General features: G+C 50.6%; 16 protein-coding genes. 6 read left to right on the plus strand and 10 right to left on the minus strand.

What is annotated here, in order from left to right; genetic code table 11:
• Window positions 1–26: 26 nt before the first annotated feature.
• The gene (pepF, locus tag WH37_RS07785) at window positions 27–1,817 is read left to right on the plus strand and encodes an oligoendopeptidase F (protein ID WP_046229984.1); all 1,791 of its coding nucleotides are present in this window, start codon (window positions 27–29) and stop codon (window positions 1,815–1,817) included.
• Between the two features lie 120 nt (window positions 1,818–1,937).
• Here the strand turns inward: pepF and WH37_RS07790 are convergent, their stop codons facing one another.
• The 6 genes from WH37_RS07790 to hemE form a co-directional block, all read right to left on the minus strand.
• Window positions 1,938–2,837 (minus strand): DUF92 domain-containing protein, encoded by a 900-nt coding sequence (locus tag WH37_RS07790; RefSeq protein ID WP_046229985.1) that lies wholly within the window; start codon window positions 2,835–2,837, stop codon window positions 1,938–1,940.
• A gap of 47 nt (window positions 2,838–2,884) precedes the next feature.
• Complete coding sequence (locus WH37_RS07795; protein ID WP_046229986.1) at window positions 2,885–3,631, minus strand: glycerophosphodiester phosphodiesterase; 747 nt, start codon at window positions 3,629–3,631, stop codon at window positions 2,885–2,887.
• A gap of 20 nt (window positions 3,632–3,651) precedes the next feature.
• Complete coding sequence (locus WH37_RS07800; protein ID WP_046229987.1) at window positions 3,652–5,043, minus strand: CapA family protein; 1,392 nt, start codon at window positions 5,041–5,043, stop codon at window positions 3,652–3,654.
• A gap of 70 nt (window positions 5,044–5,113) precedes the next feature.
• On the minus strand, window positions 5,114–6,598 hold the full coding sequence (gene hemG / locus WH37_RS07805) for a protoporphyrinogen oxidase (RefSeq protein ID WP_046229988.1): 1,485 nt from the start codon (window positions 6,596–6,598) through the stop codon (window positions 5,114–5,116).
• Window positions 6,599–6,624: 26 nt separating this feature from the next.
• Window positions 6,625–7,566 (minus strand): ferrochelatase, encoded by a 942-nt coding sequence (gene hemH / locus WH37_RS07810; protein ID WP_046229989.1) that lies wholly within the window; start codon window positions 7,564–7,566, stop codon window positions 6,625–6,627.
• Window positions 7,553–8,629: a uroporphyrinogen decarboxylase gene (hemE, locus tag WH37_RS07815; protein WP_046229990.1), complete on the minus strand. Its 1,077-nt coding sequence runs from the start codon at window positions 8,627–8,629 to the stop codon at window positions 7,553–7,555. Before hemE ends, hemH begins: the two co-directional genes overlap by 14 nt.
• 221 nt (window positions 8,630–8,850) lie before the next feature.
• Here hemE and WH37_RS07820 point away from each other — a divergent pair, with 221 nt between their 5' ends.
• Window positions 8,851–10,065: an MFS transporter gene (locus WH37_RS07820; protein ID WP_046229991.1), complete on the plus strand. Its 1,215-nt coding sequence runs from the start codon at window positions 8,851–8,853 to the stop codon at window positions 10,063–10,065.
• A 290-nt stretch (window positions 10,066–10,355) separates the two neighbouring features.
• Here the strand turns inward: WH37_RS07820 and WH37_RS07825 are convergent, their stop codons facing one another.
• Both WH37_RS07825 and WH37_RS07830 read right to left on the minus strand, forming a co-directional pair.
• Entirely contained in the window at window positions 10,356–11,144 is a 789-nt protein-coding gene (locus tag WH37_RS07825) for an MOSC domain-containing protein (RefSeq protein ID WP_052736867.1), read from the minus strand.
• Between the two features lie 92 nt (window positions 11,145–11,236).
• On the minus strand, window positions 11,237–12,136 hold the full coding sequence (locus WH37_RS07830; RefSeq protein ID WP_143088412.1) for a DMT family transporter: 900 nt from the start codon (window positions 12,134–12,136) through the stop codon (window positions 11,237–11,239).
• A 98-nt stretch (window positions 12,137–12,234) separates the two neighbouring features.
• Between WH37_RS07830 and WH37_RS07835 the strand changes: the two genes are divergently transcribed.
• The 3 genes from WH37_RS07835 (at window position 12,235) to WH37_RS07845 (ending at window position 15,197) form a co-directional block, all read left to right on the plus strand.
• Window positions 12,235–13,101 (plus strand): LysR family transcriptional regulator, encoded by an 867-nt coding sequence (locus WH37_RS07835; RefSeq protein ID WP_046229992.1) that lies wholly within the window; start codon window positions 12,235–12,237, stop codon window positions 13,099–13,101.
• Between the two features lie 267 nt (window positions 13,102–13,368).
• A complete protein-coding gene (locus WH37_RS07840; RefSeq protein WP_177217907.1) occupies window positions 13,369–14,478 on the plus strand; it encodes an ATP-binding protein in 1,110 nt (369 codons plus the stop codon).
• 2 nt (window positions 14,479–14,480) lie between these two features.
• On the plus strand, window positions 14,481–15,197 hold the full coding sequence (locus WH37_RS07845) for a hypothetical protein (protein ID WP_046229994.1): 717 nt from the start codon (window positions 14,481–14,483) through the stop codon (window positions 15,195–15,197).
• Between the two features lie 160 nt (window positions 15,198–15,357).
• Here WH37_RS07845 and abc-f read toward each other — a convergent pair whose 3' ends face one another.
• Together abc-f and WH37_RS07855 are read right to left on the minus strand one after the other, a co-directional pair.
• On the minus strand, window positions 15,358–17,127 hold the full coding sequence (gene abc-f / locus WH37_RS07850) for a ribosomal protection-like ABC-F family protein (RefSeq protein ID WP_046229995.1): 1,770 nt from the start codon (window positions 17,125–17,127) through the stop codon (window positions 15,358–15,360).
• 553 nt (window positions 17,128–17,680) lie between these two features.
• The gene (locus WH37_RS07855; protein WP_082110700.1) at window positions 17,681–18,313 is read right to left on the minus strand and encodes an O-methyltransferase; all 633 of its coding nucleotides are present in this window, start codon (window positions 18,311–18,313) and stop codon (window positions 17,681–17,683) included.
• Window positions 18,314–18,427: 114 nt separating this feature from the next.
• Between WH37_RS07855 and WH37_RS07860 the strand changes: the two genes are divergently transcribed.
• Window positions 18,428–19,594 carry a THUMP domain-containing class I SAM-dependent RNA methyltransferase gene (locus WH37_RS07860; RefSeq protein WP_046229997.1) on the plus strand — a complete coding sequence of 389 codons (1,167 nt, stop codon included), beginning with the start codon at window positions 18,428–18,430 and terminating at the stop codon, window positions 19,592–19,594.
• Window positions 19,595–19,617: the final 23 nt, after the last annotated feature.

Below are 19,617 nucleotides of genomic sequence, written 5' to 3' on the forward strand. Positions count from 1 at the left end.
CTACCATTATACCAAGGAGGAATTCGATGAATCACGTACCTAAGCGTTCCGAAACGAAAGTAGAAGCCCGTTGGAAGCTCGAAGACCTGTTTGCTGATCAAGCCGCATGGGATAAAGAGTTTTCCGCTGCCAAAAGCCTGATTGCCAAAATCAGCGCTTTTCAAGGCACATTGGCAGACCCAGCCAAGCTGAAAGCCTGCTTCGAGCAGGAGGATGAATTGTCGCTGCATGTGGAGCGTCTATACGTGTATGCCAATATGAAGCATCATGAGGATACGGCTGAGCCGACCTATCAGGCATTATCCGATAAATCCAAGAAGCTGAGCGTGGAAACAGGCGAAGCCCTCTCTTTCATTACGCCAGAAGTGCTTTCCTTAAGCGATGATGCGCTGGATAAAATGATCGCGAATCCGGAGCTGGCAACGTTCCGTCATACACTCGAAGAAATGCGCCGCCAGAAGGCCCATATTCTTTCGAAAAATGAAGAAGCGCTGCTTGCGCAAGTGGGCAATATGAGCTCGGCTCCGGGCACGATTTTCAACCTGCTGAACAATGCCGATTTGAAGTTCCCGAAAGTCAAGGACGAGAACGGCGAAGAGGTTGAACTGACGCAGGGTCGTTACATTCAGTTTCTTGAGAGCAAAAACCGCGACGTGCGCAAAGAAGCTTTCCAAGCAATGTACGATACATACGGAAAGCTCAAAAACACAATCGGTGCAACGCTGAATGCCAATGTAACGAAAAATATTTTTTACTCCCGTGCCCGCAAGCACGATTCCGTTCTCGCCATGTCGCTCTATGGGGATAACATTCCCGAGACGGTTTACACAAACTTGGTTGACACGATTCACAAGCATTTGCCGCTGATGCATCGCTATATGAATTTGCGCAAAAAGCTGCTCGGCGTCGACAAGCTTCATATGTATGATCTGTTTGCTCCGCTTGTAGAGGAATTCGATATGAACATTACGTACGAGGATGCAAAGAAAACGGTCAAGGAAAGCTTGAAGCCGCTCGGCGACGATTATTTGAACGTGCTGCAGCATGGCTTTGACGATGGCTGGATTGACGTTTATGAGAATGAAGGCAAGCGCAGCGGCGCTTACAGCTGGGGAGCATTCGGCACGCATCCTTACGTGCTGCTCAATCACAAGGATAACTTGAACAGCATGTTTACGCTGACGCATGAAATGGGCCACGCCCTGCATTCGTATTATTCCGATACGACCCAAAACTACCGCGATGCGCAATATACGATTTTCCTTGCTGAAGTGGCTTCCACGCTGAACGAAGCGCTGCTGATGGACTACTTGCTTGACAAGTCTACCAATCCGAAGGAAAAAATGTACCTGCTCACCTACTATGCAGATCAATTCCGGACGACGGTGTTCCGTCAAACGATGTTTGCCGAATTCGAGAAAATCATTCACGAAAGAAGCGAGCAAGGCGAATCGCTGACACCGCAGGATTTGAGCAAAATCTACTACGACCTCAATGTGCAATATTATGGCGACGATATGGCCGTAGATGAAGATATTGCGATGGAATGGGCACGTATTCCCCATTTCTACAACAGCTTCTATGTGTATAAATACGCGACTGGCTTCTCGGCCGCAACGAGCTTCTCCAAGCAAATTTTGGAGGAAGGCGCACCAGCAGTCGAGCGTTATCTCGGCTTCCTGAAGAGCGGCGGCAGCGACTTCTCGATCAATATTTTGAAAAAAGCGGGCGTCGACATGTCCTCGCCAGAGCCGATTGAGCAAGCGATGAGCGTGTTCGAAAGCCTCATCGGTCAAATGGAAGAGCTAACAAAATAATAAATTTGTGCACACCTCTATGCCTGACTTGCTTTCTGAGCTAAGGGGATAAGCTCTAAAATCAAAAATAACACCTTCCACTCCTGTATCAAGGAGAGAAGGTGTTATTTTATTTTGCAATTAAAGCCACCAGAGGCCCAGTGCCAAGCCAACTACACCTGCAAGCAATGATGATAGCATGTTGACTCGGTCATTGTTCATAAAATCAAACCCGCGTATCCGCTCGGCCGGCACGCCGCAGTGCGTGCGGCGCTCCGTTTCGCTGCCGCAGCTTGTGCAGCGGTACATTGCCTGCCAAGTGGCGCCGAGCCAAGAGTCGGCGAAGCATCCGGCAAAGCCAGCAATTGCCGCAGCAGCAATAAGCGCTACAGCCGATGAAAGGCTAAGACCACTGCCTGCAAGCCCAACGTTCCCAGCCTGCAGGTCGGCTGCAGACGCCGGATGAAACCATGCCAGCATGACGGCGGCTACAACGCCAATGCAGGCTGCCCCAGCGAGCGCCGCCAGTGAGCCAAGCCGCGTCACAGCGCCGCTCGTTCCCGGAGCGACGATTTTGCCGCTCGTCACCGAACGCGGCGGGCGCTTGCTCAGCGCACCGATCTCCGTCGCCCATGTGTCGGCATTCACAGCCGCCATTACTCCAATATATGCAAGCAGCCAGCCATCGCCTGATGCTGGAAACAGCGCATGTCCGAAGCACAGCAGCAGACCTACTCCGCCATTCGCCCACACTTGTCCGGCGTCGCGACGTCCTGTTTTTTCATATCCCGCTTCCGCCTTCGCTTTCGCTCGGGAGTGCTTTTTCCATTTCGACCACAGGGTTGAGGTAACGAAAAACGCAATAAGACAGGCGAACCATACTGGTTCGCCCCATGTCACAAAGCCCGTGCCCATTGCCATTGCCGATAAAGCGCCCGATAACGAAAGAGAGCGGAAACGATAGGCAGCGAATGCAATTAAGCCGCTTCCAAGCAGACCGCCAAGCAGCCTGAGCCACCATTCATCGATCCAGCCTACCATTTTTCTCGCTCCTCTCCAGTTCTATCTTATGTGTATTCATTCGCCGTTCATCTCAATCCAGCCATTGCCTGGCGCCAGCGATTCGGGAAGTTGGTGCAAATCATCAGTTCCCGGTCCAGCTCAGCGATTTTGCGAATAGCCCGTTCCTCGTTTATCGTCCAAGCCATCACCTGAATGCCCGCTTCCTTAAGCAGCTTCATTCGCTCCTTGTTCAGCCTCGAATAATCAATCGAGAGAAAGGTCGAGCCCGTCTGGCTCAGCTCCAGAGGCAGCGTTTGACGCCAGCTGTCAATAATCAGGCCGGTACGAATACGTCCTTCCGACAGCTTGAACAGCTTATTAAGCGCTCCTGCATAGAAAGAGGTCAGCACCACTTCATTTTCCATGCCAAATCGGCGTACGCTTGCAAGGACTAGCTCCTCGAGCGCGGGATAGCGAATGCCATTCGTTTTGAGCTCAATGTTAACGTTGCAGCGCCCGGCTGTTAATGCCAGCACTTGATCGAGCGTCGGTACTCCCTCATCCTTGAACAAGGGTGAAAACCAGCTGCCCGCATCAAGCGCGCCAAGCTCGGCAGCCGTCCAGTTGCGGACATCGCCTTTGCCATTCGTTGTACGCCTTAGCTTATAATCATGAATAACGACCGGAATATGATCCTTCGATAGCTGAACATCAATTTCAATCCAAAACACATCAGGCTCTTCCATCGCTAGCTTTACCGCTGCAAGCGTGTTCTCAGGTGCGCGCCCTGACCACCCGCGATGGGCTACGCATACATTTCTTGGTTCGGCCATGCTCTCCTCCTCGCTGCTCTTTATTTGGAGACGAGAGCGCCATCCTCACGGAGCTTCACGCCAAAGGACAGGCTCGTCAGGCGCTTTAGCAGCGCTGCCGCATTTTCCGAATCCATGAGTGCTGGCTGCGCTTTGTCAGAGGTCATCGGGTAAAACTTCAGGTCACAATCCCCTTTTTTCGTACAAATCGCATCCAGCACACCTGTCTCTGCAGTCGGCCCCTTCGGGTAAGCGCTAAAAATAAAGTTCCCTAAACTGTATGCAATCCACTTGCCTTTATACGTCTCAAAACCTTGCAGCACATGCGGATGGCTGCCGATAATAAGATCGGCTCCCGAATCTATGTATTCGCGTGCGAAATCCCGCTGATATTGCAGCGGCGTATCTTTGCGCTCTTCTCCCCAGTGAACCATAACGACAACCAGATCAGCTTGCTCCTTTGCTTTCTTAATCGCGGCCTTCGCTCTGGTCGTATCGTAGGTTTCTGCTACGCCTGCAACATTTTTGTCTGCTTTCCACGATACTTCCGGTACAACTCTGCTCAGGCCAATGTACGCTACTTTAATGCCTCGCACTTCTTTAATGACAGGAGCAAACGCCTCCGTATCATTTTTGCCGGCTCCCATATGGGAGATGCCTGTCTCATCCAGATGCTCCATCGTATTAAACAAACCTTCGACGCCTTGGTCAAGCGTATGGTTGTTCGCCAGGCTGACGACATCAAAGCCGGCATCCCGAAAAGCAGGAAGCGCATCTGGAGAACCTTTGAACACATACGTCTTATCTACCGCTGGAACACCGCTATCCGTCACCGGATACTCCAAATTAGCGGCCATAATATCAGGCTCGCTTAAATAAAGCAGCGATTGCTTGTACGGATAGTCGTACCCATTCAGCTTCATCATGTCGCCGACCGAGGCCGCCAGCAAAATATCACCAACAAAGCTCAGCTTCACCGTATCCTCATCGCCAGCAGGAAACGACGGCTGCTGCCCGGAAGCATCATCGCCACCTGTGCCATCGACCGCTTCATTGCCAACCTCTTCAGGCTGCATGACCGGCGTTGCTGCTGCCTCGCCTTCGCCGTTAGCCACATTACCGTCTGTATTTGCAGGTTCATTCGTTGCTGCCGTTTCATCGCTCGGCGAGGGGGAACTGCTGCCTACGCCCGTTTCCGCGTTTTGCGGCTCCTGACCATCGGCGGTGCCCGCGGAAGCGGCATCGGCTGCCTGAGGTTTATTTTCCCCATTAAATAAGGACGAAGCATCAAACCAATTTTGCGTATTAAGCCATAAGCCAATAACGACAGCAATAAGACCGAGCATAAAGCCGTTGAAAATGATGAGGCGTCTTAGTCTTCTTTTACGCCTGATTTTTTGCTGCTGTCGCGATTCTGTTCTTGATCTATTCATGACAGGATGCTCCTTTATGAATAAAGTTTCCTGTCTATTATAGCAAGCTTGCTCTCAATATGCGAAATAACTAGGAAGAGGAAAGCGCAGCAGCCGCAATTTCCTTGCCTTGCCTGATACAGTCCGGCAAACCTACGCCGTCGAAAGCTGCTCCTGTAATATGAATGCCCGGCACCTGCTGGGCCATTCGCTCGCGCAAGCGCTTCGTATGGCCCAGATGGCCGACCGGATATTGCGGCATGGAGCGCGGCAGCCGTGTAATTTCCGTAAATAAAGGAGCCGCGGTAATATTCATCGTCTTCTTCACATCTTCTCTTACTGCAGCCATGAGCTGGTCATCCGGCAAAAAAGGCGTTATCTGATCGCCTGCCCGGCCTACATAACAGCGAAGCAGCACTTTGTCTCCTGGACTCGTATGCAGCCATTTCGTCGAGGTCCACGTGCACGCCGTAATCCGCAAGCCTTCCGAACGCGGAATAACGAACCCTGAACCTTTGAAGGTTACACCAAGGCTCGCTTTGTCAAAAGCCATTACGACGTTTGCGACCGATACATAATCAATCGCCCGCAGCTCCGCGCAATCGACCAGCGGCTCCAGCAGCTCCGCTGCCTGAAAAGCAGGCGCAGTCACAATCACTTTGTCGGCAGGCAGCCGCTCCCCGTTTGCCAGCTCAATGGTGTAACGGGACCCGGACTGTTCCCTATCCGCCATGCCAGCAAAACTTGCTGCTTCATCGCCCGCAGCACTATCATGAATCCCTATAACCGCCTGGCCTAATTTGCGCTCCATGTCCGGAAGAGCTCTATCCAGCGCGTCCACCAAAGTAGATAGCCCGCCCTTAAATGTAAGAAACACGCTGCTTCTTGCTCCTTCCGGCAGCATGCTCATATCGGGAGCCTTCGCCAGCTTTTTGTTGCTCCGCATTCCGCGAATCAAGCTGCCATGCTTGCGTTCAGCAGCTGCGAACTGCGGGAAGGTTGCTTGAATGCTCAGCTTGTTAAGGTCGCCAGCATAAATGCCCGCCAGCAGCGGCTCAGCAATACGCTGCACAACCTGCGTCCCCAGCCTCCGGCCAAGGAAGCCTCCCAGCGATTCGTCGCCAGCTTCACTCCGGGCAGGCTTGACGAAGTCAAGCAGCGCCCGCAGCTTGCCGCCCCAAGAAAGCAAGCCCGTCCGGGCGAATGGCATAATTTCCGTCGGAATGCCGAGCACAAGTCCCTGAGGCATCGCATGAAGCTTATTTTTAAACAAAATATAAGATTGCTTGCCCTTCGGATTCGTCCCAGTCAGCTCGGACTCTATGCCGAGCTCTTTAGCCAGCTCAATAATGGCCAGCTTGCGGCTAAGAAAAGAATCCGGGCCGCGTTCGATGACGAAGCCGTCACGCTGCAGCGTATTAATTTTGCCGCCCAATACCTCGGCGCTATCGACAAGCGTAATATGAATCGCTTTACCTTGCCGCTCCGCTTCCCGCTGCAAATAAAAAGCGGAGCTCAGCCCGCTGATCCCCCCGCCAATAATGACAATTCGATCAGCTTCTCCGATTCTCCGCATCTCATTCATCCTTTCATTACCAAACTCTACGTTGCTTCTATTACTGACTCCGCCAGCGTTTCCATATACAGCGGGTCGCGATTTAACATTTTAATACGTTCAAGGGTAATGCCCATATTTTTCGCTGTTGTCTTCGCTTCAATATCGAGGTCAAACAATACCTCAAGATGATCCGACACAAAGCCGATTGGAGCGGCCAATACAGCCTTCACACCCTGTTCAGCAAGCTCGGCAAGCGTCTCCAAAATGTCCGGTCCCAGCCAAGGCTCTCTCGTCCGGCCTGCGCTTTGCCAAGTAAACTGCCATACATCGTCCGCAATGCCAGCCTGCTTCGCAACCGCTCGCGACGTTTCCAGCAGCTGCTCCTCATAAGGATCACCCAGCTCACGAATTTTTTCCGGCAAGCTGTGCGCGCTGAACAGCACCTTTACACGCGTCTCTCCGCCCGATGACGCACTTAGCCGAGCAAGACCGTCCGTCACCCGCTCCGTCAGCGCCTTGAGCAGCTTCGGATGCAGATGGTATTGCTTGACAAAAGTCATCTCTACGCCAAGCTCACTTGCCTTCTCCTCCGCGCGCTTGATGTAGCTGCCAACGCTCATCGTCGAATAATGCGGGGCTAGTACAATGCCTACTGCTTGCTTAATTCCGTCACGAGCCATTTGCTCCACACCGTCTTCGATATAAGGGCGGGCATGCTTAAGCCCCTGATAACAGGCATAACGACCTGGAGCGAGCTGCTCCAGCTTATCCTGAAGGCCGGCTACCTGTCCGTTCGTATTCTCACGCAGTGGGAATACGCCGCCGACAATCGCCTCATACCGGCCATACAAATCCGTTAACTGCTCTGGAGTAGGCGGATGGCCACGACGAATATGCGTATAATACGCTTCTACATCATCAAGGCTTTCCGGTGTTCCATATGACATAACGAGAACTCCGATTTTGCTGTTTTCAGCTTCCGACATGGCTCGTTTCCTTCCCTTCACGCGCTGCAATGTATTTTTTGGAATACGAATGTATGTAAGCCGTTAGCTCTTGAAGCTTCTCAAGCGAGGCCTCAGGAAATAATCCATGCCCCAAATTAAAAATAAATCCCGGCTCTTCCAGTCCCTGCTCAATAATTTCCGCCGCATACGATTCAAGTACGCTCATTGGAGCAGTCAGCAGGACAGGATCGAGATTGCCCTGTACCGCGAAGCCGTGATTCAAACGGCGACGTCCCTCGGGAATCGATACTCTCCAGTCAAGACCGATTACATCAGCTTGCACCTTGTGCAGCTCCGGCAGCAGCTCGCCCGAGCTTACGCCTGGGAAATAAATTTTGGGCTGCGGCAAATCCGACAGCTCGCTGAAAATCCGCTCGATCGTCGGCAGTACAAACTTGCGGAAATCTGCTGGCGCAAGCGCACCTACCCAACTATCAAACAATTGGAAAGCCTTGCCGCCACTCGCGATGTGCGCGCGCAAATAAGCGATAACCATATCGCCCAGCTTGTCCATCAGCTTGTGCCATACTTCCGGCTCGCCGTACATCATTGCCTTCGTGCGCAAATAGTTTTTGGACGGTCTGCCTTCAATCAAATAGCTGGCAATCGTAAACGGTGCTCCAGCAAATGTAATAAGCGGGACATCAAGCTCCCGATCTAAAATCCGGATCGTTTCCAGCACATGGCCGAGATCCCCTTCTACATCGATTGGCTTCAGACGATCTACATCCGCCGCGCAGCGAATTGGGTTATCGATCACGGGACCCACGTTCGCCACAATATCAAAATCAATACCGATTGAAGCAACCGGATTCATAATATCCGAATATAAAATAGCGGCATCCACGCCGAGCTTGCGCACCGGCATCATCGTCACTTCCGCAGCCAGCTCCGGCTGCTTGCAAATTTCGAGCAGCGAATATTTCTCTTTTATTTTTCGATATTCAGGGTCGTATCTTCCAGCTTGGCGCATATACCAGACGGGCACCTGATCCAGCTGTTCCTTGCGGCAGGCCCGAATGAAACGGTCATTATAGCTCATGTTCGCCGTTCCTCTTTTCTATATAGTTTTCTATTAACTCCATTATGCCCGTTTTTGCAGGGGCTAACAACCGCCAGCGCCGGACTTCCTATGACAATGTTATGACACTCTCTTCAAGCATTCTCTTCATTATAACCTGATTCAAGGCGAATATCGTGCTTTTTTGACAAATTGTTCTTCGTATTTCTGTCTGGCTGGCAGCTTGTGCTATACTAAAAAACATGGAACAGTGGAAAAAAAATCTCATCGTACTTTGGTTCGGACAATTTCTCGTAATGGCTGGAATGACCATGATCATTCCTTTTATGGCGTTTTATTTGCAATTTGAGCTGGGTCTAACCGATCCGCATCAAATTGCCGTATGGGCTGGTCTTATTTTCGCCGGCAACTTCGTCACGCAATTTATTTTTCAGCCGATATGGGGAAAATACGCCGATCGCTACGGACGCAAGCTGATGCTGCTTCGCTCCGGCATTGGCATGGCGATTGTCATTGTGCTGATGGGCTTTGCGACGACGCCATGGCATCTGCTGCTGCTGCGCATGCTGAACGGCACGATTTCCGGCTTTAACCCCGCAGCAGTTGCGCTGATTTCCGCCAGCACGCCCAAGGATCGAATGGGCTATGCGATGGGAACGCTCCAATCAGGCGGCATTGCCGGAACGATATTAGGCCCTTTTATCGGCGGGCTGCTGGCTGACGCTGTCGGCTACCGTCCGATTTTTTATTTGACAGGCTCCCTATTATTCGCCGCGTCTATGCTGGCGTTGTTCGTCGTGAAGGAGACGTTTGATTTGCAAAAGGCAGCAGCCAAAGTGCAAATATCCGTCATCGAAGGCTTTAAGCGGCTGCGCGGCATTCATGAGCTGACGGCGCTGTATGCAGTCACCTTCCTCATCCAATTCGCAATGATGAGTTCAATGACGCTGCTGCCGCTGCATGTTCAGAGCCTGCATGGCCCGACAGCCAACTTGGCTTTTTGGGCAGGCTTCGTCGGCTCGGCAGCTGGCATTTCCAATCTCATTGCGTCGCCAGTGCTAGGAAAGCTCAGCGATCGCATCGGCTCGGAGCGCATTCTCGGCTATTCGCTTATTGGCGCGGGACTGACCTTCATCCCGCAGGCGCTCGCAGACAGCGTGCCGCAGCTGCTCATTTCCCGGTTTGTGCTTGGCATTTTTCTCGGCGGACTTGTGCCAACAGTCAATTCGCTCATTCGCAAATATACGCCGGACGGCATGGAATCCCGTGCCTACAGCTTTAACAGCAGCACGCTTGGCCTCGGCAATATGGTCGGTCCCATTACAGGCGGCGCGCTATCCGGTTGGATCGGCATCCGGGGGCTGTTCATTATGTCCGCGGTTATGATGCTGCTGAATGCGCTGTGGGTGCACCGCTCGCTGCTGCGGGGCAAACGCCGGGCTGGCAAAGCTAGCTAGGGCAGGCTTTTGCGCTTGCCCATCCCCTATTAACAAAACTGCAAAGTATCTTCACAGGGAAAAAGGAGACAAAAGCAGCCTCGGCGATTACGCCAAGGCTGCTTTTTCAAAATATAAGAATTTATAAGTTTCACCCTTATAATGGGCTTATATTTCACCCTCGAAACGGTAGCTTTACCGCCAGAGGACGGCGACAGCCGTTTACGCTTGGTTGCGCACTTAGGATATCCTCTACTAAATCCGCAGGTAAGGGACATCACTTATCCTGCTATCCACTTCCTGTTGTCCGCTCAATCGTCAGACAGCAAAAACAGCTCGTCGCCAACATGGACAAGCCCCGCTTTCGTAACCGAGGCGTACAAGCCAACATGCAGGTTAAGCTCCTGATTTACTTTTTTGAGCAGCGACATATCCCGCTCCAGCGTATCGGGGTCTAGCGCGATCATCGAGCAGCGCTCGCAATGCTCGTCTACTCGCAGCTCCGCGCTGCCAAGCTGAAGCCGCTTGCCGATCCAGCCGTCTTCAGCAGGCGCATCGCCTGCAAGCGCCACGATCAAGTTTGCCCGGAACCGCCGCGCATCGAGCGGCTTGCCCCACATCTTCTCAAGCTTGTTCAACAGCGCATCCGTCACAATGAGCACACTGCTGGCATCCACGCCCAGCAAATCCGGCGTTTCCGGCGCATAACGCCGCATGGATATTTTCGTGCGGGTGTGCGTCTGTATTTCGGCGAGCAGCTGCTCGTTCCAGGCGAGCTCGCGATTGTCGGGCGACGTGACCGTCACTTCGGGAAAACCGGAAGCCGCTGCCGTACCCTTTTCAAAATCAGCACCATCCTGGAGCTTCGCTTTGTAGCCAAGCATCGCCGGAATTTGCCGCGCCGTAATAAAGCTGTCCCAGCCTTCCTTCGTTTCATCTATAAAAGCATGGCTGCGGTCGCCGTACAGCCCATAAGTCTCCACCCTGCTGGAAGCCAGCCGTTCGCCCGCAAACGATTTAATCGGGTAGCGGTTCATTTCCTTAATCGTGCCAATTCGTATTTTTACTAGTCCGACTGCCGGTTTTTCTGCCAATGCCACCTCTCCCGTCTCCTGCAAAATAACTGCGCGAAACGGGCGCTGCCCCCACAGAGCGGCAGCGCCCGTTTACATTTATACGATTCTATTAGCTATCATAGCACAGGAAGCTCTTTCTTCAAGCGTCTGGGCTTCATATTTACTACGATTATGCTGGATGCCACAAGCGCGAGGCCCACCGCCAAATTAATCGTTACATGCTCATTTAAAAACAACACGCTGAACACAATCGCAATAAGCGGGATCAGAAACATGAACGAGCCGACCTTCGCTGAATCGCCATTGCGAATTAGTTTGAAGTAGATAAGCCAGCCAACCGCGATGACAAAAACAGATATGAACAGCGTATCGAATATGAATGACATATTCCATACAATATCGGACCAGCTTTCGGTCACCGAACCAGCGCCCAAAATGGCAACACCGCCAATGGCCACCTGCATCGCGGTCATCCAAAGGGGATCGACTCGCGGCGCCATTTTTTTCGTATATATCGTTCCCCCCGCCCAGCATATGGCCGAAGCAATCGCAAGCAGCAGGCCCCACACGGAAATATGGCCGAAAATGCCTCCCGTCGTAATCGCCGCAACTCCGGCGAAGCCCAGCAGCAGGCCAAAAATTTTCAGCGGATACATCGCCTCTCCAAGCCAGAGCCATGCAAACATGCCGAGCAGCACAGGCTGTAAAAAGACAATCGCCGTGAACAGTCCTGCAGGCATATATTGGAGGCCTATCGTTTGAAAGCTGTAATACAAAATGATGTTCAGCATGGAAGCAATGAGATAAATATGCCAATTCTGCTTTAGCCGCAGCGGCCCCCGCTTCCAAATGGCAAAGCCTACAAGCAAAATGCCTCCAATCAGCGTTCGAATACCCGCAAATAATAAGGGCGGAGAAAAGTCCAGCGCATATTTGGTAAGCGGCCAATTGATGCCCCATATAAACACGAGAAAAATTAAATACATCGTTGCCGCTGAACGGGAGATACCAGGCACCTTGAACAGCTCCTTGTGTAGTCGTTTTACCGAATGATACAATAGTTTTCAACATAAATAAAATAAATGTTTATCATAGGAGGCATAACACTTTAGTTATGACAAACTCGCAGCTAATGATATTCGTTAAAATTGCCGAAACCGGCAGCTTCACAAAGGCGGGACTTGAACTGAATATGACGCAGCCTGCCGTGAGCCGGGCCATATCTACTCTCGAAACGGAGCTGGGCGTCGTGCTGCTCATTCGCGATCGTCGAAATGGCGTCCTGCTAACGGATATCGGCAGGCGGCTGCTGACGATGTTTCGGGAAATTTTGAAATCTTATGAGCGGATTGAGCAGGAAATTTCTCGGGAAAAGGGACTGGAGATCGGAACCATTCGCGTTGGCGCCTTCCCGGTTGCTTCCGCTTATTTTTTGCCCAAAATTATACGGGCCATCGCCGCCAAATATCCTCATCTCGAATTTGAGCTGCATGAAGGCACGATTGATGAGGTGAAGGAATGGCTCCATACGCGTGTCATCGATGTTGCCCTCATTATTCCGCCGGATGAAGCCTTTGAAACGATACCTTTATATAAGGAACGGATGTATGCCGTTATGCGGTACGATCATCCTTTGGCCCGCAATGAAGTCATTTCGGTTAAGGATATCAGCGGCAATCCGCTTATTAGCTGCAAATCAGGTTATGAAACGCCTATAGTGGAGCTGTTTTCGCGTGCCGAGACGGAGCTTGAAATTAAATTCATCATTAAAAATGTCAATACACTGCTCAGCATGGTGCAGGAGGGACTCGGCATGTCCATTTTGTCAGAGCTTGCGATGCAATCGCTGCCGCCGAATGTGATCAAGCGCGGGCTTTATCCCGAAGGCTATCGGGAAATTCGGCTTGCCGTCCCGTCGCTGGAGGATTCGTCGCTTGCGGTCAAGCTGTTTATCCAGACGGCGCTTGAGCTGTTTAAGTGAAAAATTGCAAAGTAGGGTTTCAAGAGCTTTTTTCTCAAAAGATCGTAGTGTGAATTATGACCTTTTTCATTCTGAAAATGTTTGAGTAATCAGGTATCCTCCAATGTCATGATCTTACTGATTATCTATATTGTAATATGCTATAATTCAACTATCATTTAATACTTTAAAGTATGTGTAAACACGATTTAAAAATTAGGTTATAAGGGTGTGATTAAACTGAAGCTCATATCATTTAGTTACATAAATAAGGAAACAAACTGGAAGTTGAATCAACTGGAATTTGATTCTTTAACCTTATTAGTAGGAGCTACTGGTGTAGGCAAAACAAAGATATTGAAAGCTTTAACCAGTTTAAAGGATTTAGCTTTAGGGGAAACAACTTCGCAAATTGATAATATACATTTTTCTATAACCTTTGAAGAATTAGGGGTTTTGTATTTGTGGGAAGGAGAAACAGAATCTACCCTTCCCTATGACACTACTGGATTCGATGCTCTAAATGAAAATTCCCTTTCGTTTGGTTTTGCTTTCGAAAAACTATCCATCATTCACCCAAACTTGGATCAAGAAACGCTTTTCAAGCGTACTAGAACCGATCTTACTTTTACTAATGGTAAAGCTGCACCGAAAATTGCCTTGAATAAAAGCTGCATCGGCATTTTTTCGGAGGAAGACACTATAAAACCTGTGTACACAGCTTTCAAGAAAATAGTGCTTTTTGATTTCGAAGCTAGTCGAGATATCGTATTCAAATCTAAAAGTGTTCCCAACTTAAAAAAAGCCGAACCAGAACTAGACTCGGAATTATATAACGAGTTACTTACTTATTTGAAAAATATAAATGCACCTATTGTAGCAAAGCTTTTTATTGCCTCATTCGATTTCAAAGATGTAGTAAATAAAATCAAAACAGAATTTAATCAAGTTTTTGATTTTATAACTGACATAAGATTCCACTTGGAGAGTTCACCTAATAAAGAAGACTCTTATGTATTGCAAATATATGAGGATGGCGTAGGCTGGATCTCCTCATATGACATGTCTTCTGGAATGCTAAAAACGCTCCTCTTTCTTTCTCTTCGCTATTTGGAGCCTAAGGACAGTATTATACTAGTCGATGAGTTCGAGAATAGTTTAGGTATTAATTGTATTGATTTATTTGACTTCGGCTCTAATCGTAGCTCTCAATATATTTTAACTAGCCATCACCCTTATATTATTAACAAAATCCCTATGAATCATTGGAAAATTGTCAGCAGGGAGGCTGGTACAGTAATCGTTAAAAATGCTTCGGATTACAATTTGGGCAAATCCAGACATGATGCATTCAAACAGCTTATTAATCTTGCCGCTTATTCAGAAGGGCGGGATTAACCATGAATTTATATATTCTGGTAGAAGGTCGCTCAGAAAAATACATTTATCCGGCTTGGCTTAGTATCCTGCTACCAGAGCTTACATCAGTTCAGCATCTAGATAACGTGAGCTGCAATCAATATTATTTATTCAGTTGCGGCGGCTACCCAAACATCATAGATGATGTTGGTAACGCAATCCAGGACATGAAGGAGCATACGAAATTCGATTATCTTATGGTCGTTCTTGATGGAGATGATATCGGGATACCTGCCCGCAAACATGAAGTGTTGGCTGAAGCGCAAAAGCATCGTTTTGACCCCAATCGTTTAATAACGGTTGTTCAAAATCCATGTATTGAAACCTGGTGTCTTGGAAACCGCAAAATTTTCAGAAGAAATCCTGATTCACCTGAATTCCAAAATTGCTTCAAACACTTCAATGTCAATGAACTTGATCCTGAATTAATGCCTTTGCATCCGGAGCTTTCTCAATATACAACTACAGCTCAATATCACGAGCATTATTTAAAATCTATGTTGGCTGATCGTGGCTTGAGCTATACAAAAGGCAAAGGAACTAAAGCTGTACAAAATGATCATTATTTCTCCGAAATGATAAAACGTGTCAATGAAACAAACCATTTGCCATCATTCCGCGACTTTATCTTATCAATGACGCAATTAAAATTAAAAATTCATGGTCAAGATACAGCCGCTCCCTCAATTGAAAGCTAATTAACAGCAGTTATATAGATGCTTGATCTACTATTTAAATGGATGGTGTTCATTTTGAAATTAAATGAACACCGTCCATTTTTCATATCCCTAGCTTACCTTTAACAAAGCCTTGATCGTGAAAAATACAGCTTACTCGCCCACCACATTTAGCCGTGCGTTATAACCTCAGATCCCTGCGCTGGGCGACCAGCTCGCTGAATTTCAGCTCCAGCGCCGCCTTATCCTCGGCTGAACGCTGCGGAAGCGACAGCAGCGCCAACGTCTCAGCGAACTCGCGCTCCAGCTTCAGCCGCAGCTCCTCCCGTTCCACGCTCGCTTGCGCTGCTCCTGTTCCTGCTGCTGCCGATTTGTCGGCAGCAGCGCCGCCATCGTCAACCGCTTCATTCTCGCTGAAGCGCCATTCTCCGTCACCGAGCAGCTGCAGTGTATGCGTCGCCGCTCTACTAACCAAGCGCCGATCATGCGACGCAAATATAATCGTGCCGGGATACGCCCGAAGTGTCTCTTCCAGCTGCTCACGGGCGTAAATATCCAAATAATTAGATGGTTCATCGAGCAGCAGCGTATTATGCTGGCCCAGCAGCAGCTTCGCAAGCGCCGCCTTCACCCGTTCGCCGCCGCTCAGCAGCGCCACCTGCTTAAACACATCCTCGCCTTTGAACAGTGTCCTTGCTAATACGGTTCGAACATGCGCATCGGGGTAGACGGCTGATGCCAATACGTTGTGCAATACGCTTTTGGATTCATCCAGCAGCGATAAATCCTGGCGAAAATAGCCCATCCGGCAGGACGGCGCCGCCACAACCCCTTGCGCTTGCTCATAAATGCTCCGAAGCAGCGTCGTTTTGCCCGCTCCATTGCCGCCTACCAGCGCGACGCGCATGCCTGGCTTCATTTGAACGGACAGCTCGCGGAATAGCCAGCGGTCATCTGATAGCCCTGCCTCCAGCCGCTCCAATCGCAGCACATGCTTGCTGCGGCAAGGCTCATGCACCTGTGCGTCGAATAAGGGCATTTGCAGCTCCGCAGGCTTCTGCTTCACCTCCAGCCGCTCCAAACGGCTTTCCAGCGCCTCCGCCGTCCGGTTCAGCTTCGCCTGCGAGCTGCGCATGCCTTCCAGCCCTAGATTCGCCTCCTTATAGCTCATTCGCTTCGGCTTGTGGCTGATGCTCTTCGCCGACTGGCGCACTTTGGCAAGCGAATCCAGCAGACGGCTCTTCTCCTTGGCATACTGCTCATATTCAAAAGCTTCGCGGGCCCGCATCGCTTCCTTTTCCCGCTTATAGGCCGAATAATTGCCTTTGAAAATAAGGATTTTCCCATCCTCCAGCTCGATGATCGAGGTGCACACAAGGTCCAGCAGCTCGCGGTCATGGGAGACGAAGATAACTGCTCCCGGATACGCCGCGAAGGCTTCTTCCAGCTGGCGTATGCCTGCCGCATCCAAATGGCTCGTCGGCTCATCTGCAAACAATATTTCCGCTCCGCTTGCGAACAGCTCAGCTATCGCCGTTCTCGTCTTCTCGCCTCCGCTGCCGAATGCTTCTGCCTCTTCCGCATCCAGTGCCTGCCAGCGGCTGGCGCTCTCGCCTTCGCTATGGCGGGAGCGGAGAATCGCTTCCTCTTGCAGCTCATGCTCATCGCTCAGTACATCAGAGGGCCGCTGCTCTGCTTGTTCATCCGCCGCTGCCTCGCCCCGATAGCCCGCTGCCTGACGCAGCTCAGCAACGGAACCGCTGCGGGTCACTGTGCCTTTATCCGGCTCCACCCTGCCTGCGAGCACAGCCAGCAGCGTCGATTTGCCCGCTCCATTAACGCCAATGATGCCGACGCGATCGCGATCACCCAGCTCCCAGACGCCATCCAGTTTGCCTAACAATCGATCCTGTACTGCTATTTCAATATGCCTAAGCTCTAATTTTCCCATAAAAAAACCTCCCCAGCTCGAATAAGTATCGATCTGAAGAGGATTATTCGCCAATTATAACCATTCCGAAAAAGCATGCAGCTACCTCTATTCAGGTATAGCAGCAAACAAGCACGCCAAGGTGAAACGGCTGTCGCCGTCCTTTGGCGGCGCGGCGCGTTTCAGTCCGAGAAATATAAGCCTATTTATAGGTGTGAAACTTATAAATGCTTATATTTCAAGCGTAAACGGCTGAAGCCTTCATCTGGCGGCAAAGCTACCGTTTCGAGGGTGAAAATAAGCCCATTATAAGGATAAAACTTATAAATGCTTATATTTTTAAAAACGCGAGCGAAACGTACGAGGCATGTCCGGAAATGGGCGCAATAATCCTATCTTCAGAAAATGAACTTTTAATTAATCATAAGTAGTCATTTACAAGCTTCTGAACGAATAGGTTATTTTCTCATGATCCTCGGACACCGTTCCCTCTCTCGCCGGGCGCTGATTTTAATTCCCCATCATTATAAAATGGTTTGCTTGCCAGCGTCAACCTTCGCTCCGCCCCGCGCTCCTATTTTACAATCGCAATGGCCAGTCCATCATAGCCGGGCAGCACCGTGCTCAGCAGCCGCTCGTCACTTGCAATCCGCTCATTGAACGCCCTTACGGCTTGTATAGCTGGACCAACTCTGGCAGCATTCATAGTCCGTCCACGCAAAAATACATTGTCGCCTACGATAACGGCTCCTGGCGTCGCTAATGCGAGCGCATATTCCAAATACACGGGATAACCTTCCTTATCCGCATCAATAAAGAAAAAATCAAACTGCTGTCCCTCTGCTTTAAGCTGCTCCAAGCTCGCTTTGCCATCGCCGATTTTGAATGTGACGGCCTGTCCGAAGCCTGCTGCCTCCACATTGCCGCGCGCGACCTCCGCGTATTCCGCTTTCAGCTCCAGCGACGTCAGCCGCCCGGCTTCTCCCGCTCCCCGCAGCAGGCAAATGCCGCTGTAGCCGCCAAGCGCCCCGACTTCGAGCAGCTGCTTCGCGCCTGACATGGCGACCAGCATCGTCAGCAGCCGGCCGTAGCCTTCCGCGACGGAAATGTCTGGCATACCGTTTGCAGCAAGGGTTTCGCGCACCCGAATCAGGTCTAAATCTTCCTTATATAAGCTGTCTGCATATTGTTCATTTTCGTTCGTCATTTTTTTACTCATCCTTTCATTTGTCAAAACAAGCTGCGTTTACTATACTTGATTGTATGATTTTGACCGTGAGGATTCAACTGCGCTTTACATACGAAGGAGAGAGTGACACGAATGACAACGAAAATTGAATTGATCGCAACGACGCCGATGGGCCTTGAAGCGATTGTCGCACGCGAGCTGAAGGAGCTTGGTTACACCGATTTGACAGTAGAAAATGGACGCATTACTTTCCCTGCCGAGCCGATCGATATTTGCCGCACGAATTTATGGCTGCGCTCGGCAGGACGGATTTTGGTCAAGATGGGCGAATTTCAGGCGACTACCTTCGAGGAGCTGTTTGAAGGCACGAAGGCGCTGGACTGGCCTGACTGGATTCCGGGAGATGGCGAGTTTCCGGTGGACGGACGTTCCCACAAGTCGCAGCTGTCCAGCGTCCCTGCCTGTCAGAGCGTCGTGAAGAAAGCGGTCGTAGAAAAAATGAAAGAGCGCTACGGAACCGAATGGTTTCCGGAAAATGAGGGCCGCTACGTCATCGAAGTGACGCTGCTTAACGATCGCGCGCAGCTGACACTCGATACGACAGGAGCTGGCCTGCACAAGCGGGGCTATCGCAATGTGGCGACGGAAGCGCCGCTGCGTGAGACGATGGCAGCCGCGCTGCTGCAAATTAGCCGCTGGCAGCCGGAGCGCCCGCTCTACGACCCGTTCTGCGGATCAGGTACTATTCTGATCGAAGCCGCTATGCTGGCGTGGAACGTGGCTCCAGGGCTGCGCCGCTCCTTCAACAGCGAGGGCTGGCCGCTTGTGCAGGGCAAGCTGTGGGAAACCGCGCGGGAAGAAGCTTTTGATGCGGTGAAGGATGATGTGGCGCTGCAAATTGCCGGATCGGATATTGACCCAGCCGCCATCGAAATTGCGACAGCCAATATTAAAAAAGCCGGCTTCGGCAAGGACATCAAGCTGAGCGTCATGTCAGCAGCGAAAATAAAGCCCGAGGGCGAATACGGTGTCATCGTGACGAACCCGCCATACGGGGAGCGTCTTGGCGATGATCGCGAGGCGGAAGCTGCGCTGCGCCAGTTCGGCATGTCGGCACTCCATTTGCCGACCTGGTCATTTTTTGCTTTCACGCCTGTTGCTGCTATCGAGCATTATATGGGCCGTCCCGCCGACAAGAAGCGCAAGCTGTTCAACGGACGGATTGAATGCAACTATTACCAGTTTTTCGGACCTGGCGGCCTGTATGCGAACCGCAAATCCCAATCATCAGAAAAATAGAGAAATAGAATCGCTTTTTAGGA

Source organism: Paenibacillus algorifonticola, from assembly GCF_000971975.1.
GTDB lineage: Bacteria > Bacillota > Bacilli > Paenibacillales > Paenibacillaceae > Pristimantibacillus > Pristimantibacillus algorifonticola.

Coding starts and splice junctions, on each gene's coding strand:
- pepF (WP_046229984.1), top strand. CDS start 27: ATGAATCACGTACCTAAGCGTTCCGAAACGAAAGTAGAAGCCCGTTGG.
- WH37_RS07790 (WP_046229985.1), bottom strand. CDS start 2,837: ATGGTAGGCTGGATCGATGAATGGTGGCTCAGGCTGCTTGGCGGTCTG.
- WH37_RS07795 (WP_046229986.1), bottom strand. CDS start 3,631: ATGGCCGAACCAAGAAATGTATGCGTAGCCCATCGCGGGTGGTCAGGG.
- WH37_RS07800 (WP_046229987.1), bottom strand. CDS start 5,043: ATGAATAGATCAAGAACAGAATCGCGACAGCAGCAAAAAATCAGGCGT.
- hemG (WP_046229988.1), bottom strand. CDS start 6,598: ATGCGGAGAATCGGAGAAGCTGATCGAATTGTCATTATTGGCGGGGGG.
- hemH (WP_046229989.1), bottom strand. CDS start 7,566: ATGTCGGAAGCTGAAAACAGCAAAATCGGAGTTCTCGTTATGTCATAT.
- hemE (WP_046229990.1), bottom strand. CDS start 8,629: ATGAGCTATAATGACCGTTTCATTCGGGCCTGCCGCAAGGAACAGCTG.
- WH37_RS07820 (WP_046229991.1), top strand. CDS start 8,851: ATGGAACAGTGGAAAAAAAATCTCATCGTACTTTGGTTCGGACAATTT.
- WH37_RS07835 (WP_046229992.1), top strand. CDS start 12,235: ATGACAAACTCGCAGCTAATGATATTCGTTAAAATTGCCGAAACCGGC.
- WH37_RS07845 (WP_046229994.1), top strand. CDS start 14,481: ATGAATTTATATATTCTGGTAGAAGGTCGCTCAGAAAAATACATTTAT.
- abc-f (WP_046229995.1), bottom strand. CDS start 17,127: ATGGGAAAATTAGAGCTTAGGCATATTGAAATAGCAGTACAGGATCGA.
- WH37_RS07855 (WP_082110700.1), bottom strand. CDS start 18,313: ATGACGAACGAAAATGAACAATATGCAGACAGCTTATATAAGGAAGAT.
- WH37_RS07860 (WP_046229997.1), top strand. CDS start 18,428: ATGACAACGAAAATTGAATTGATCGCAACGACGCCGATGGGCCTTGAA.